Origin of the sequence: Streptomyces sp. MST-110588 (genome assembly GCF_022695595.1) — a bacterium.
GTDB lineage: Bacteria > Actinomycetota > Actinomycetes > Streptomycetales > Streptomycetaceae > Streptomyces.
In genome coordinates, this window is sequence record NZ_CP074380.1 from 4,047,568 (window position 1) to 4,062,142 (window position 14,575).

Here is a 14,575-nt window from a genome sequence, read left to right on the forward strand (position 1 = left end):
TAGTCTAGTAGTCGGTCAGGGGAACGTGATTGTTTACGAACGCCTTCTTGGCCTGGCCGTTCTCGTATATCTCGAAATGGACATGAGGGACGTGCGGCCAGTGCCCGCCCGCCAGGGAGTCCCGGTCTATTCTGAACTGCCGCAACCCGTCGGCGCTTCGGAAGACCCACGTGTTCTTTCCAAGCTCTCTATACCCTTCTCCGAGGAAATCCGCACCTGCCTTCAGTGCTTCGTTAAATGGCATTGGGTGATCGCTGACTATGCTGCCTTTCCCTGCTCTGGTCTCGGCTACTGCGGGCGGCTCACAAGGAGACAGGCCCAGTGGGTCTATCCACGCGTGGGGATTAGTTACGTAGGAAAGGTTATTATCGTCCGGAGCGAGGCCCAGGGGGTCGGCGCTGATGTACCGAGATGTGAATGCGTCATAGTGACGATAGAAGTTATAGTGCAACTGTGTCTCCGGGTCGAAATATTGACCCGGAAAGCGGAGGGGCGTATAGGCTGTGGCGTCTGCATTCCAAGAAGTGCATCCCCAGAGGGTGGTTGTATTTCTCCAGACAAGTTCTCCCGAACTGGACACCAACTCCGTCGGAGTTCCCACCAAGTCCGTGACGATGCCGAAGAAACGCTCGTCGATGACCTCTTGTGGCGCGGAGGGCAGGCCGGACGTGGAGAGCTTTCGTTCGGTTTGGGTTAGGGGGGTTAGGTCCTGGTGGTCCCAGGTGAGGGTGAGGGATTGGGGGGAGCCTGGGGTGGTGGTGGATTGTTCGGTGAGGGTGGGGCCGTCCCAGGTGAAGTGGGTGGATTCGAGGGTGGTGGTGCGGTCGGGGGTGAGGCGGTGTTTGGCGGTGCGGCGGCCTAGGGGGTCGTAGGTGTAGTGCCAGATAGTGCCGTCGGGGGTGGTGACGGTGGTGAGGCGGTCCTCGGGGTTCCAGGTGTAGTGCCAGGTGTCTGGTTTGCGGGAGAGGCGGGTTTTTTGGCGGAGGGTTACTCGGCCGAGGGCGTCGTGTTCGTAGCGGATGGAGCCGGCGCGGGTGATGCGGGTGCCGGTGTAGGTGCGGGGGCCTTGGGCGGCGGGGTCGGGGTGGTTGGTGGGCCAGGTGGCGTGGGTTTGGTTGCCTGCGTCGTCGTAGGCGTAGGTCTCGGCCCAGTTGGCGGCGTTGACGGCGGTGACGCGGCCTGCGCGGTCGAGGTCGAAGGTGCGGTGGCCTCGGGTGGAGTCGTCGATGGCGGTGAGGTTGCCGTCGGGGCGGTAGGTGTAGGTGCGGGAGAGGAGGGGAGCCGCCTCCGGTGAGGTGGTCGCGGAGGTGAGGGATTGGGAGGTTAGGCGGCCGGTGGGGTCCCACTGATGGGTGAGGGTGAGGGTGTCGGGGAGGTGACGGGTGGTTTCTCTGCCGGTGGGGTCGTGTTCGAAGGTGAGGGTGCGGCCGGAGGCGGTGAGGGTGGTGCGGTTGCCGGCGGCGTCGTAGGTGTAGGTGGTGGTGGCGCCGGTGGGCGTGGTGCGGGACGTGCGGCGGCCGAGGGCGTCGTAGGTGAGGGACAGCGTGCGGCCGTTGACGGTTTCGGTGAGGACGCGGCCGAGGGCGTCGCGGGTGTAGGTGAGGGTCGCGTCGGGGTTGCTGGTGCGGAGGAGACGGCCTGCGGGGTCGTAGGAGTAGGTGGTGATATGGCCGGCGGCGTCCTTGGTGGTGATGTTGCCGAGGATGTCGCGGGTGTAGGTGGTGACCTGGCTGAGGGCGTCGGTGCGGGTGGTGAGTTGGCCGGCCGGGTCGTGGGTGTAGGTCAGGACGCGGTTGTCGAAGTCGGTCTCGGAGGTCAGGCGGCCCGCGGCGTCGTAGGCGTAGTCCCAGGTCAGGCCCTGGGGGTTGGTGACCTGGGTGAGGCGTAGTTCGGTGTCGTGGGTGAAGGTGTGGCGGACGCCGTCGGGGGTGGTGCGGGCGGTGAGGGTGTCGAAGTGGGTGTATTCGAAGTGGGTGGTCTGGTTGAGGGCGTCGGTGTGGGTGGTGCGGTTGCCCTCGCCGTCGTAGGTCCAGTGCTCGGTGGCGCCGGTCGGGTCGGTGCGGGTGGCGAGGTGGCCTTCGACGGTCCAGGTGAAGTGGGTGGTGGCGCCGAGGGGGTCGGTGACGGAGGTGACGCGGCCGAAGCGGTCGCGGCGGTAGTGGGTGGTCGCGCCGAGGGGGTCGGTGACGGTCAGGGGGAGGCCGGCCGGGTCGCAGTGGATGCGGGTGGTGGCGCCGAGGGCGTCCGTGACGGCGGATATGTGGCCGCGGCGGTCGTAGGTGTAGGTGGTGGTGGCGCCGGCGGGGTCGGTGATCGAGGTGCGGTTGCCGCGGGCGTCGTACGTCTGGTGCCAGGTGGTGCCGTCGGGGCCGGTGGTGGTGACCGGGTTGCCGTGGTCGTCGTAGGTGGTGGTGGAGTGGCGGCCGTCGGGGAGGGTGATGCGGGTGGGGCGGCCGACGGGGTCGTATTCGATACGGGTGGTGCGGCCGAGGGGGTCTGTGGTGGACAGGACGCGGTCGTAGCGGTCGCGTTCGGTGCGGGTGGTGGCGCCGGTCGGGTCGGTCTCCGCGACGACGTTGAGGCGGTCGTCGACCAGGTAGCGGGTGGGCTGGTCGTGGGAGTCGTACTGGAGGGTGGTGCGCAGGCCGGTTTCCGGGTCCCGCTCTCCGTAGACGAAACGTGAGCGCAGGTGGCCGGCGGCGCCGGTCTGGAAGGTGCAGCGGTCCTGGTCGTCGTACTCGAAGGTGAAGTGGCTGTCGTTGGTGTCGGTCCAGGACGTCATACGGCCTTCGGCGTCATAGCCGAAGCGCAGCGGGAGGCCGGAGGAGTTGGTGACGGCGGCGAGGTTGCCGGCCTCGTCGTATCCGTACGTCATCAGGAGCTGGTCGCCGCCGTCGGGGGCGGCGCCCGCCAGGTGGAGGGCGGTGATGCGGCCGGCCTCGGCGGTGAGGAGGAGGCGGTAGCCGGCGCTGTGGGTGATGGCGGTCGGGGTGCCGTGCTCGTCGTGGTCGAAGGTGATGTGGTGGCCGCGCCGGTCGGTGATCTCGTCCAGGAGGGCGAGGTCCTCGTCGTACGTGCTGAAGAACCAGCGGGTTCCGGTCGAGGGGTCGGTGACGATGTAGTCGCCCTCGGGGGTCTGCTCCAGGGGGCGCGGAGTGCCGTCCAGGGGTACGGTCGGAACGCCGACGGCCGGGTGCGGGTAGGCCAGGATCTGCCCCTGCTCACCGACCAGCAGGACGCCCTCGGCGTCGATCTCCAGGCGCTGGTCGGCGGTGCTCGACCAGGTGGGGCCGAACCAGCGGCCCGCGCGGTAGGCCGACTCGAAGGTACGGGAGAACGCCAGCGGCAGGCTGCCGGGGAGCTGGATATCGGTCTGCGGCAGGATCATCCGGCCGGTGCCGATGTCCACCGGCTCGCGGCGCAGGACCTTGCAGTTGAATTCGCGGGCGAGGTTACGGGCGGCGTCCGCGGTCCGTTTCATCGCGCCGCGTGCGGCGCCCTTGACCGTACTCTTGGCACCCGCTTTGGCGGCGGCCTTGGCGAATCCGCCCGCGCCCTTGCCGCCGAACAGGTTGCCGATCAAGTTACCCGTCGCGTCCGCCGGGTCGCTGCCCCAGCCGGAGCCCAGCAGGGCCTTGGGCAGGCGCTCGGGGTGAAGGGCCATGCCGCCCAGCCCCATGAGGGTGGTGGAGACGTTGCTGAAGTACTGGAAGGGGTGGGAGATGTTGTACGGGTCCAGGGGGAAGAGGGTGCGGGCGAACTTCAGCGTCTCGGCGCCGGACTTGACCAGGCCGCCGCCGAAGTGCATGAGGTGGAGGCTGCCTGCCGCCATCCCGTCGACGCCGTCCAGCACCAGCCGGTCGGTGAACTTCGGTTCCGTGGGGGCGTGGACCAGCGCCAGCGTGATCGCGTGCTGCGCCTTCTCGGCGGCTGCGTCGCGCTGGCTGCGGGCGTGCTTGAGGATGTCCCGGGCCGCCTCGCGGTCCTCCTTGCCCGGGTCCTCGAAAGGGCCGGGTTTCTGTGGCTTCGAACCCGGGTCGGCGTTCTTCTCCACGGCGGCGTTGTAGGCGTCGACCCTGGAGTTGTACGCGCTGATGTGGGAGTTGTACGCCTCGATCGCGTTCTTGGTCGTGTTCTCGGCCTTCTGGTACTTGTCGATGGCCGCTCTTGCCTGGCGCTGGGCCCAGGCGACCGTGTCCGCGTACGCGTCGAGCGCGTCGCCGGCCGCCTCGCAGGCGTCGGCCGCGTGCATCCACTGCTTGGGATGGGCGTCGAACTCCTCGTGGAAGCTGTCGGCCGCCTTGCCCTTCCAGCCACCGGTGTCCAGCTTGCGCAAGCCCTGGCCCACGCCGTCGAGGGCGGTGAAGAAGTCCTTGAGGTGTGAGGCCGACTCGTTGATCTTTGCGGGGTCGCCGTGGATCAACTGCTTCGGGTCGTCGGTCTCGCCGAGCTGCCGCTCCCCCACCTTCGCGCCCAAGGTGTCGGCGATGTCGTCACCGGCGGTACGGACCTGGTCGGCCACGCCTTCCGCGCCGGCCTTCTCCAGCGCGTCGGCCGCCTTGTCGGTGGCGAATTCGACGGCCTCGCCCGCCGTCTCCTTGACGTCGTCGATGACCTCGCCGGCCTTTTCGGCGACCGAATCGATGCCGTCCTTGATGCCCCCGACGATCTCTCCGAAGCCCATCAGCCCTTGCCCCCGTGCTCGTCCCCGCCCTTGCCCCCGTCTTTGTCCGGCTTTTCCTGGACCGGCCCCAACGCCTTGTAATCGGCGAGATCGTGGTCGGAACGACCGAGCCAGGTCGAGGTTTCGGCGTCGTCCTGTAGCTGGCCCCACGCGTCTTTCACGCGCTCGTGTGCCTGGAGGCTCTCGGCCGACCGGGGGTTCCAGTCCGCGTCTCTGAATTGGTTGAACGGGTTGTCCGATCCGATCTCGCCCCAGGTCATGTCCTTGAGCTCGTCCGAAGTCCGTGTGGGGTCGCCCATGCCCGCGTTGACCACGGTCTTGAGCGTGCTGGATATGTACTGCTCCTGCTCGTGGTAAAGCCCGACGGAAAGGTCGAGGCGGCGGGCCAACTCGTTGGCCTCGTGCATCAAGGTGCGCACGCCCCAGTTCCAGCGGTCACAGAAGGACTTGAAGGTCTCGGCCAGTCCGGGGTGGCCCGCCTCCATTCCGGACAGGGATAGCTTGTCGAAACCGTGGCCCAACTGGGCGTCGATGTCGAAGCCCAGTTCTTTCAGTTCCGAGATCGTGTTGTTGATCCCTTTGCTGACCTGCCGAAGTGCTTCCGGGTTGAGTTCGTACCCGTCGCCCGAGCTCACGAGCGGCCCCCGTTCTCGTCTCCGTTCTCGTGCCGGTCCAGTGCGGCGGCCTCCGGGACTATGCCCTTGAGCGGCGGGAAGACCATGCCGTGCTCGCTCCCGGCATCCAGGGCCACACCGGTCGGGCCCTCGATGGCGGGGATCACCACGTCCAGGAGCCGGGCGCCCCTGACGGTCACGTACTCCCAGGAGGCACCGGGTGCGAGGCCCTTCCCGGCGGCATACCGCATGAGTGCGTCCTCGTCGGAAAAGGCGAGGAGCCAGCGGATTCCGTTCCACTCGGCGGACATGAGGCTGTCGTCGGCGAGCGGGACCAGAACGGGGGTCCGCCGGAATTCTCCGATCATCGCGGCCGGGTTTCCGTTGCCTGCGCGCATGCCGGCGATCTCGTCCGCCAATGCCATGTCATCCGCCCCCTGGTCGGTACTTCGCCGTACGGGTCCGTACGGATCCCCCTGAGCCCGTACGGGAACTGTGTGTGCAAAGGCCGTGCTACGGCTCCGGTGTCTCTTCCGTCGCCCGCATCACCCTGGCACAGGGGACTGACAGTGGGGGGCCGGCGGTTGCATAACCGGCCGACCTGTTTGTTTTTGAAAATTGGACAGCGGAAAAGCCAACGGCCGTGGCGAGCTTGGGCTCGGCCACGGCCGGGGGTGAGGGGTGAGGTCGGGAGTCAGTTATTGAGGATGCCGGCGGTGCGGGCTTCGGTGAGCCACTCGGGGAATTCGATCATCAGTTGCTGGTAGAGCTCGGAGTCGGCGAGGGCGCGGGGGTCGCGGCCGGCGTGGAAGAAACCGGCGTTGTCGACGACGCGCTTTTCGGGGACGGCGAGGTCGTCGAGTTTGCGCAGGAAGTCGAAGCCCTTGGCGTCGGGGTCGCCGAAGCCGACGAACTGCCAGAAGATGGGGAGTTTCGCGGCCTCGCAGAGGGCCTTTTCGGCGGCGGGCCTGGAGGTGGGGGCGCCGTCGGTCTGGAAGATGACGAAGGCGGGGTCGGTGGCGCCGGACTTCTCGTAGTGCTCGACCACGGCGTTGATGGCCCAGTGGTAGTTCGTACGGCCCATGTGGCCCAGGCCCGCGTGCAACTCCTCGATGCGGCCCTCGTAGTTGGTCAGGTCCAGGTCGGCGGTGCCGTCGACGTCGGTGGAGAAGAAGATGACGGGGACGGTGCCGTCGTCGTCCAGGTTGGCGGAGAGGCCGAGGGCCTGCTCGGCGAGATGCTGGACGGTGCCGTCCTTGTAGTAGTTGCGCATGGAGCCGGAGCGGTCCAGGACCAGGTAGACGGCGGCGCGCTGGGTGGCCAGGCCGCGCTTCTCCAGGGTGACGGCGGCGGCCTTGTAGAGGCTGACGAGGCCGGGGGCCTGCTTCTCGACCTTCTCGGCCTTGGTGAGGGAGACGGGGGAGAGGGGGGAGAGCGAGGTGGGCTGCGGCTCGGGGTCGGCCTCCGCCTGCGGTTCGGCCTCCGCCCGCAGTTCGGGCTCCGCCTTCGGTTCAGGCTGCACCTTCGGCTCGGGGACCACCTGCGGTTCGGGCTGCGCCTTCGGCTCAAGGGCCGCCTCCGGCTCGGTTTCGGGCTTCGAATCCGGGGTGGGGGTGTCGAAGGCTTGGGTCACGAGGTCGGAGGCCGGGGAAGTCGCCGGCTCTTCGGGCTGGGAGGCGGTGGAGTGGTGGGGCGGAGTGCTCTGGGAGGGGAGGGTGGGGGCCGGCGGGTCGGCCGGTGCGCTGCGGGCGGCGGGGAGGCCGGATTCGCGGTCCTTCGTCTTGGCGCCGGCTTCCTCGCGGGCTTCCGGAATGGCTGCCGAGCCCGGCGCCTTCACGCCGTCCGGTGCCGCGTCCGGTTCCTCGCGGGTCTCCTTTGAGCGGCCGAAAGCGTTGCGCAGCAGACTCCGAATGCCCATCGGCGAACCTCTCTTGCGTGTGGTGGTTGCGGTGCGGCGTATGTCCGTGACAGCGACATGTCCCTGACCAGACCGGACACGTAAGGGTAGCGGCCGGACCCGGCCGGATCGTGGGACGACCCCGCGCGTCGTGGCGCGTGCCGTGGCGGGGCCGTACAGAGGTGGAGGAGGGGGTGCGGCTGAGTCGTACCTGCGCAACCGCATACATTTACCGTCCGGACGGGTCCGCCGCCATCAGGTGTGCCGGTCACAAACGGACACGAAGTGGAAACGGGACGGCAAGAGGTTGGTAAGAAGTATGGCGATCAGTTATCCGGGCCCCGAACGTCCCCGTCTTCGCCGGTGACCATTGGCCTTAGCCGCCGTTGTCCCTCACGGCGGCCGAAAACGAAAACAACCCTCGTACGGGTGACGGGAGAAGTGGGCGCATGGGACTGACCAGTCAGTCACTTGAAATCACGGTAGGCGCACTGGCCGTGGCCTGCGTCGTTCTTACGGTGTGGCTGTGGCCGCGGCTGTCGCGGCGGGGGGTCATCCCTGTCCTGGGGAGGCTCGGCTCCATCCTCGTCACCCAGGTTGCCATCATCTGTTCGCTCGCCCTGGCCGTGAACAACAACTTCGAGTTCTACGGCACCTGGGACGAGTTGCTGGGCAACAACGAGAAGGCGCCGGTCGCGGTCAGCGAGGGCGGCGGTGGTCAGTACGCCGACGTCGGCAGCATCAAGGGCGGCGGGCTGGTGCAGCCGGCCGGTCCGCAGGGCCTGGACCGGGTGACGGGTCTGCCGAAGGGGGCCCCCGAGAAGGCCGGCAAGATGGAGTCGGTACGGATACTCGGGCGCCGCAGCCGCGCCATCAACCCCGCCTTCGTCTATCTCCCCCCGCAGTACTTCCAGAAGGCGTACAAGCGGCAGCGGTTCCCCGTCATGGTCGTCATCAGCGGCTACCCGGGCGGCATCATGAACCTCGCCGAGCACCTCCAGATCCCGCAGAACGCGGGCCGGCTGATCGCCCAGGGCCGGATGCAGCCGACCATCCTGGTGATGCTCCGGCCGACGATCGCGCCGCCGCGCGACACCGAGTGCGTGGACGTACCGGACGGGCCGAAGGCCGAGACGTTCTTCACCAAGGACCTGCCGGACGCCTTGAAGTCCACCTACCGCGTGGGCCACGACCCCAGCGCGTGGGGTGCTTTCGGCTACTCCTCGGGGGGCACCTGCTCCCTCGAACTGGCGATGCGCAACCCGAAGGTCTATACCTCCGCCGTCTCGCTGTCCGGCGACTACCGCGTCAAGAACGACCTGGCCACCGGCAGCCTCTTCGGCGACAGCCCGGCCGAGGCCCAGCGCCAGCGCGAGCACGACCTGCTGTGGCGGCTGAAGAACCTGCCCATGCCGCGGATCTCCGCGCTGGTGACCAGCAGCCGCGAGGGCGAGCCGAACTATGGCGACACCATGAAGTTCATCCATGCCGCCAAGCCCCCGATGACCGTCGACTCGATCATCCTGCCCAGGGGCAGCCACCAGTTCTCCACCTGGAACCGCGAGATCGTGCCCGCCCTGGAGTGGCAGAGCCAGCAGCTCATCTACCCGCAGGACGTGGAGCCGCTGCACCCCAAGCCGAAGACCGGGTCGCTGCCGCCGGCCGAGGGTGACGCGAAGGACAAGGCCAAGGACGAGCCGAAGGACAAGCCGAAGGGCAAGTCGGTGGTCGCGGAGCCGTCGGAGCACTGAGGCGCGGATTCCTCACGCGGATCCCTTCCCGCGGATTCCTTCCCGCGGATACCTTCAGGCGGATTTCTTCACAGCGGAAGCGCCGTACGATCCGGGGCGCCGCGCACGGGTACGTCCCGTGCGGGGTACCTCCCGGCCGTACGGCGCTTCCGTGCGTACGGGACGTGAGCCACCACTGACCACACGCGTCACACCCCGCCGACCGCCGGTCGCCGGACGTCGGTTGCCGTACGCGCCGCTGACCACGGTGTTCCCCCACGCGGCGAGCCGCCGTCCGGGCGCCGTCCGGGAGCTGACAAGCGGCGGTACGAACTGCCACAGTTGCGGGCATGAACCCCTCCTCCCCCTCCCGCCGGCCGCGGACCGCCGCGCACGCGGCGTCCGAGGTCGTCGAGTTGCTGGAGGTGCTGTGGGAGCGGGGCCGGGCGGCGGCCCCGCCCGCACCGGTGCCGTCCGCGCAGCTCAGGGTCCTGTACGTGCTGGAGCGCGCCGAGGGCATCAATCTGCGGGCCCTGGGCCAGGCCCTGGGCGCCGCGCCCTCCTCGGTCAGCCGGCTGTGCGACCGGCTGGAGGCCGCCGGATACGTGGCCCGCCGGCACAGCCCCCTCAGCGGGCGGGAGGTCGATCTGCGGCTGACCGGGGCGGGCCGGGCGTACCTGGCCGAGCTGCGGGCCCGCCGCGAGGACGTCCTGCTGACGGCGATCGCGGCGATGGCTCCGGAGGAGCGTGCGGCGCTGGTGGGCGGGCTCTCCGGCTTCCGGCAGGCGTCCGAGGGGCTGCTGCCGCGCCCGCGCCGTACGGTCGGACCGCGCCCGCGCCGTACGGTCGGCAGTGCGATCAGCACGCAGGAGCACCACCCGAAGCGACAGGGCGGCGATCAGTAGGCCTAGAGCGGCACGACTGGGGTACTGGGGGAAGCTGAGTCTGGATAATATTTGCCGCTCGGCAACTGTTGTGTGATGTTGGCGGTCGGGCCGGCGACACGGCCTCCGGACCAGCAGCATGCTTCCGCCGGCGACGGCGGGAGCCGAAGCGGAAAGGGCATGGGTTGACGAGCAGCGATACCGCCGTACGGGACCGCCTCACGCGAGCCCTGCGGGAGCGGGCCGATGACATCGCCGACCGCTGGGTCCAACTCCAGTGGGAACAGGCCGTGGTGGACGACGGCGTCGAGGAGAGCGAGCTGCGCGAAGAGGCGGACGCGCTCGTCGACGCGGTACGGGCCGGGCTGGAAAGCGCCATACCGGTCTACCGGGTGGTGCAGGAGCACCAGGAACTGCGACGCTCGGTGATCGATCTGTCACTGCGCCGGGCGCGCGCCGGCGCGTCCCCCTCGGCGACCTCCATGGCCGTGCTGTCCTTGAAGGAAGCCTTGTTGGAGGTGGTACGGGCCGAGGTGCAGGATGCCACGGAGCTGTACCACAGCGCGCTTCTGGTCAACCGGCTGCTGGACGCGGCGGGCGCGCTGTGTTTTGAGACGTTCGTGGACGGCCGCGAGGAGATCATCCGGCGGCAGAGCAGGCAGTTGCTGGAGCTGTCCACGCCGGTGGTACGGCTGTGGCGCCAGGTGCTCGCGGTGCCGCTGATCGGCACGCTGGACACCGCCCGTACGCAGGTGGTGATGGAGAACCTGCTCCAGGCGATCCAGGACCACGAGGCGCTGGTGACCATCATCGACATCACCGGTGTGCCGACGGTGGACACCGCCGTCGCCCAGCACCTGATGCACACCGTCAACGCCGTACGGCTCATGGGCGCCGACTGTGTGATCAGCGGCATCCGGCCGCCGATCGCGCAGACCATCGCACAGCTCGGCATCGACCTGTCCACGATCCTGACCCGGGCCACCCTCGCCGACGCACTGGGTACGGCGATCAAGCTGATCGACCGGCCCGCCCGCCAGGCCGACTCGTTCACCCCGGCGGCACCATGAACGGATCACAGCCCGCGACCGGCGTCCCGATCCTGCGGCTCGGGGACGTCCTGGTGACCGGCCTGCTCAATGAGCTGGACGACAAGACCGCGGTCGCCTTCACGGACGAACTCACCCGGCGCATCACCTCCGACGAGGCGCGCGGGGTGCTGATCGATGTCTCCCGGCTGGAGATCATCGACTCGTTCGTCGCCCGGACGCTGATGGAACTCAGTACGGTGGCGCGGCTGTTGGGCGCCCGGGTGATCGTGGCCGGCGTACGTCCACCGGTGGCGATCACCCTCGTGGAGCTGGGCATCCAACTGACCGGGGTGGAGACGGCGCTCAACGCGGAGCAGGGGATGGCCGCGCTGGGCTGGTACCGGACGACGGCCGGGCAGCGGGAGGGCGAGCGGTGGGACGGCGATCGGTGGGACGGCGAGCAGAGGGAAGGGGCGTGAGGTGAAGCTGTCCGGTGAACGTTCCGCGTCGTCTCCGCCTGCCCTTACGCCCCAGTCCTCCCTTACAACTCGGTCCTCCCTTACGTCCCAGTCTCCGCTCACGTCGCCTCAGCCTGCCCTGACGTCCGCGCCGGGGCGGCCGGCCCCTGTGGTCCCGGGTCCGGCTCGACCCTCGGCGTCCGCTCCGTCTTCACCATCTTCGTCCCCTTCTCCCCCTTCACCCTCTTCGTCCTCGGCTTCGTCGAGTACGGCAGAGTCATCCCTTTCTTCGGAGGCGACCGATCCGTCCGCGTCGGTCGAGAGCTACCCCGTCCGTACGGAAGAGGACCTGCTGGCCGTACGCCACGCCGTGCGCGCGGCCACCGTGGAGGCCGGGTTCGGGCTCGTGGACCAGACCAGGGTCGTCACCGCCGCCAGCGAGCTGGCCCGTAACGCCTATATCCACGGCGGCGGCGGACACCTGTCCATCGAGCGGCTGCACAGGGCGGGGCGCTCGGGGCTGCGGCTGACCGTACGGGACGAGGGGCCGGGCATCCCCGACCTGGAGGCCGCCCTGGAGGACGGTTTCACCACCGGCGCCGGGCTCGGCCACGGCCTCGGCGGCGCCCGGCGGCTCATGGACGAATTCGAGGTCCGCTCCTCGCCCGGCGGCACGACGGTGAGCGTCACCCGGTGGACCAGACAGTGACAAAAGCACCGACCGTGCAGATACGCGTCGACCACGACAGCGCCGTACGGCTGGCCGCCGCCGCGGCCAGGGTCGTCGCGGTCGGCTGCGGGCTGCCCGGAGCACTGCCCGACCACGCCGCCGTGCTCGCCTCCGAGCTGGCCGGCAACCTCGACAAGCACGCCGAGGACGGCACCGTCTACCTCCAGCCGCTGCCGCTCGGCGGTGGCATGGAGATCCTGGCCGTGGACCGCGGACCGGGGATGGCCGAGCCCGAACGCTGCCTGGCCGACGGCTTCACCACCACCGGCACGCTCGGCGCCGGGCTCGGCGCGGTCAAGCGGATGGCCACCGAGTTCGTGCTGCGCAGCAGCGTGCCGGGCGGCACCCTCGCCTGTGCCCGGCTCGCGCCGCCCGGTGCGCCGGGGGCAGCCCGGCAGAGTGTGGGGTCGGTGTGCCTGCCGGTGGAGGGCGAGGACCGCTGTGGTGACGCCTGCGCGGTAGTGGAGACCGAGACGGGGACCGGGGCCGTCGTCCGTACGGCCGTGATCATCGACGGGCTGGGGCACGGCGACGCGGCGGCCGAGGCGGCCCAGGCCGCGCTGCGCTGTTTCCACGCCGGTCCGGACCGGCCGCTGCCCGACCTCTTCGCGGCCATGAACCGCGCCCTGCGCCGGACCCGGGGCGCGGCCGTCGGCGTGCTGCGGCTGACGGCCGGCGGCCGGGCCGAGCACTGTGCGGTCGGCAACACCCGTACGGTGGTGCTGGACCATGTCGACATCCGCCACAAGCTGGCCGCCCAGCCCGGGGTCGTGGGGTGGAACATGCCGGTCCCGCAGGTCGAGGTCCTTTCGCTGCCGCCGGGGGCCACCGCCGTACTGCACACCGACGGCATAGACCACCGCTGGGACCGCACCGGTGATCCGTTCCTGCTGCGGCTGCCGCCGCCGCTGCTCGCCGCCGCGCTCGCCCACGGACACCGCCGGGTACGTGACGACGCCACCGCCCTGACCCTGCGCGCCCCGGCTGCCTACCGCGCGCCGGCCGCCCCGCGGGTGCCCGGACGGCGCCGGGCGACCGATCAAGGGATCTCTGATCGGGGGATGTCCGATCGGGAGGTACCTGGGCAGGCGGCGCCCGGCACCCCGTACGCCCCGTACAGCCCGGACGGGGCATACGGAAGGCCGGGCCGCTCGACCGCTCGACCCGGCTGTGAGTGACCGGCCCGCTGTCCCCCACGTGAGGCGACGATTCCGTTCGTGAGGCGATGATCCTGTGAGACCGACCCGAGCCGACCACAGCCCGGCCGAGCACCCTCCGGCCGAGCACCCCCCGGCCGCGTACCCCCGGGCCGGGCAGACCTCGGCCCGGCACAGCAGTCTTCCGGCGCTGCGCGACTGGCTGCGCACCCTCGTGCGGCAGTACGGGCTCGCCGCCGAGCCGCGGGCGCGCCTGGTGCTGTCGGTGGTCGCGGTGGCCCGCGAGGAGCTGTCGGCCGGCCGCCCCGTCACCGTGTCCGCCGCTCCGGAAGCCGCTGCGGACGGCTCCCGGCCCGCCTTGGTGGTGAGTCTGAGCGCCCGGCCGCCGCAGGTGCTTTCCTTCGGCGGACTGCCGCTGCCGGCCGAACAGGCGCCCGACGGTTCGGCGGTCTGGCGGGTGCCGCTCGGCCCCGCCGCCTCCGCGGCCGAGGGCCGGGGGTCGTACGCGGACGACCTGGAGGAGGAACTGCTGGCGCTCGTCGCCCGCTGCGACACCCTCGCCGCCGAACACCGCCGCCTCAAGCACGAGCTGGCCGAGACCAACAGCGGGGTCCTGGCGCTCTACGTACAACTGGAGGAGCGCGACGAGCGGCTGCGCAATGCGCACGGCCAGACGCTGCGCGAGCTGGAGGACGCGCTGCGCCCCGCGCCCATCGAGGTGGACGGCCTGGAGACGGCGGTCCATTACGCGCCGGCCGGCACCGACGCCCCCACCGGCGGGGACCTGTACGACTGGTTCACGCTGCCCGACGGCACGGTCCACATCACCGTCGTCGACGCCCTGGGCCACGGCGTGCGGAGCACCCGCAGTGCGCTCGACGTCACCCACGCCGTCCGTACGCTCGCCCTCGAAGGGCACCCGCTGGAGTCGATCGTCGCCCGTACCGACGAGATCCTGCTGCCCTACGACCCGGAGCTGATGGCCACCGTCCAGCTCGCCCGCATCGACCCGCGCACCGGCGACCTCCGGCTGGCCAACGGGAGCCATCCGCCGGCGCTGCTGCTGCGGGCCGACGGGTCGCCGGAGTTCCTGGAGGTGCGCGGGCGCGGCGTCGGGTATCCGATGGCCGGCAGCGACCGCATTCTGCACACCGCCCTGGGCGCGGAGGACCTGCTGGTCCTGTACACCGACGGTCTCACCGAGAGCCGGCGCGACCCCAGGGAGGGCGAACACCGGCTGGTGGAGGCGGTACGGGCGCACGCCGGCCGGCCCATCGGGGAGATCCCCGGCGCCGTCGCGCAGGACATGCACACGGTCATCCTGCACGCCGACGACACCCTCGCCCTCGCCGTACGGCTGAGCGGGACCGCCGGCTCGTAGGTCGGCTGC

General features: G+C 70.0%; 11 protein-coding genes. 7 read left to right on the forward strand and 4 right to left on the reverse strand.

Annotated elements, in window-relative coordinates:
• Positions 1-4 precede the first annotated feature (4 nt).
• The 4 genes from KGS77_RS17775 to KGS77_RS17790 form a co-directional block, all read right to left on the reverse strand.
• Positions 5-4,684 (reverse strand): putative T7SS-secreted protein, encoded by a 4,680-nt coding sequence (locus KGS77_RS17775; RefSeq protein ID WP_242582947.1) that lies wholly within the window; start codon positions 4,682-4,684, stop codon positions 5-7.
• Positions 4,684-5,319 (reverse strand): hypothetical protein, encoded by a 636-nt coding sequence (locus tag KGS77_RS17780; RefSeq protein WP_242582951.1) that lies wholly within the window; start codon positions 5,317-5,319, stop codon positions 4,684-4,686. Before KGS77_RS17780 ends, KGS77_RS17775 begins: the two co-directional genes overlap by 1 nt.
• On the reverse strand, positions 5,316-5,723 hold the full coding sequence (locus KGS77_RS17785; protein ID WP_242582954.1) for an SseB family protein: 408 nt from the start codon (positions 5,721-5,723) through the stop codon (positions 5,316-5,318). Before KGS77_RS17785 ends, KGS77_RS17780 begins: the two co-directional genes overlap by 4 nt.
• 269 nt (positions 5,724-5,992) lie before the next feature.
• Positions 5,993-7,216: a VWA domain-containing protein gene (locus KGS77_RS17790; RefSeq protein WP_242582957.1), complete on the reverse strand. Its 1,224-nt coding sequence runs from the start codon at positions 7,214-7,216 to the stop codon at positions 5,993-5,995.
• Positions 7,217-7,644: 428 nt separating this feature from the next.
• Between KGS77_RS17790 and KGS77_RS17795 the strand changes: the two genes are divergently transcribed.
• From KGS77_RS17795 to KGS77_RS17825, 7 genes are all read left to right on the forward strand, one after another.
• Positions 7,645-8,946, forward strand: a complete 1,302-nt coding sequence (locus tag KGS77_RS17795) for an alpha/beta hydrolase-fold protein (protein ID WP_242582960.1) — start codon at positions 7,645-7,647, stop codon at positions 8,944-8,946.
• 329 nt (positions 8,947-9,275) lie between these two features.
• Positions 9,276-9,830 (forward strand): MarR family transcriptional regulator, encoded by a 555-nt coding sequence (locus KGS77_RS17800; RefSeq protein ID WP_242582962.1) that lies wholly within the window; start codon positions 9,276-9,278, stop codon positions 9,828-9,830.
• Positions 9,831-9,994: 164 nt separating this feature from the next.
• Entirely contained in the window at positions 9,995-10,879 is an 885-nt protein-coding gene (locus tag KGS77_RS17805; RefSeq protein WP_242582965.1) for an STAS domain-containing protein, read from the forward strand.
• Complete coding sequence (locus KGS77_RS17810) at positions 10,876-11,319, forward strand: STAS domain-containing protein (protein ID WP_242582968.1); 444 nt, start codon at positions 10,876-10,878, stop codon at positions 11,317-11,319. Before KGS77_RS17805 ends, KGS77_RS17810 begins: the two co-directional genes overlap by 4 nt.
• 328 nt (positions 11,320-11,647) lie before the next feature.
• Positions 11,648-12,007, forward strand: a complete 360-nt coding sequence (locus tag KGS77_RS17815; RefSeq protein WP_242587528.1) for an ATP-binding protein — start codon at positions 11,648-11,650, stop codon at positions 12,005-12,007.
• A complete protein-coding gene (locus tag KGS77_RS17820) occupies positions 11,992-13,206 on the forward strand; it encodes a SpoIIE family protein phosphatase (protein WP_242582971.1) in 1,215 nt (404 codons plus the stop codon). The genes KGS77_RS17815 and KGS77_RS17820 overlap by 16 nt, the downstream gene beginning before the upstream one ends.
• 169 nt (positions 13,207-13,375) lie before the next feature.
• The gene (locus KGS77_RS17825; protein WP_242587529.1) at positions 13,376-14,566 is read left to right on the forward strand and encodes a PP2C family protein-serine/threonine phosphatase; all 1,191 of its coding nucleotides are present in this window, start codon (positions 13,376-13,378) and stop codon (positions 14,564-14,566) included.
• Positions 14,567-14,575: the final 9 nt, after the last annotated feature.

Excerpts from the sequence above, each read along its gene's own strand:
- KGS77_RS17785 (WP_242582954.1), bottom strand. The coding sequence starts at position 5,723 with ATGGCATTGGCGGACGAGATCGCCGGCATGCGCGCAGGCAACGGAAAC.
- KGS77_RS17800 (WP_242582962.1), top strand. The coding sequence starts at position 9,276 with ATGAACCCCTCCTCCCCCTCCCGCCGGCCGCGGACCGCCGCGCACGCG.
- KGS77_RS17795 (WP_242582960.1), top strand. The coding sequence starts at position 7,645 with ATGGGACTGACCAGTCAGTCACTTGAAATCACGGTAGGCGCACTGGCC.
- KGS77_RS17775 (WP_242582947.1), bottom strand. The coding sequence starts at position 4,684 with ATGGGCTTCGGAGAGATCGTCGGGGGCATCAAGGACGGCATCGATTCG.
- KGS77_RS17790 (WP_242582957.1), bottom strand. The coding sequence starts at position 7,216 with ATGGGCATTCGGAGTCTGCTGCGCAACGCTTTCGGCCGCTCAAAGGAG.
- KGS77_RS17810 (WP_242582968.1), top strand. The coding sequence starts at position 10,876 with ATGAACGGATCACAGCCCGCGACCGGCGTCCCGATCCTGCGGCTCGGG.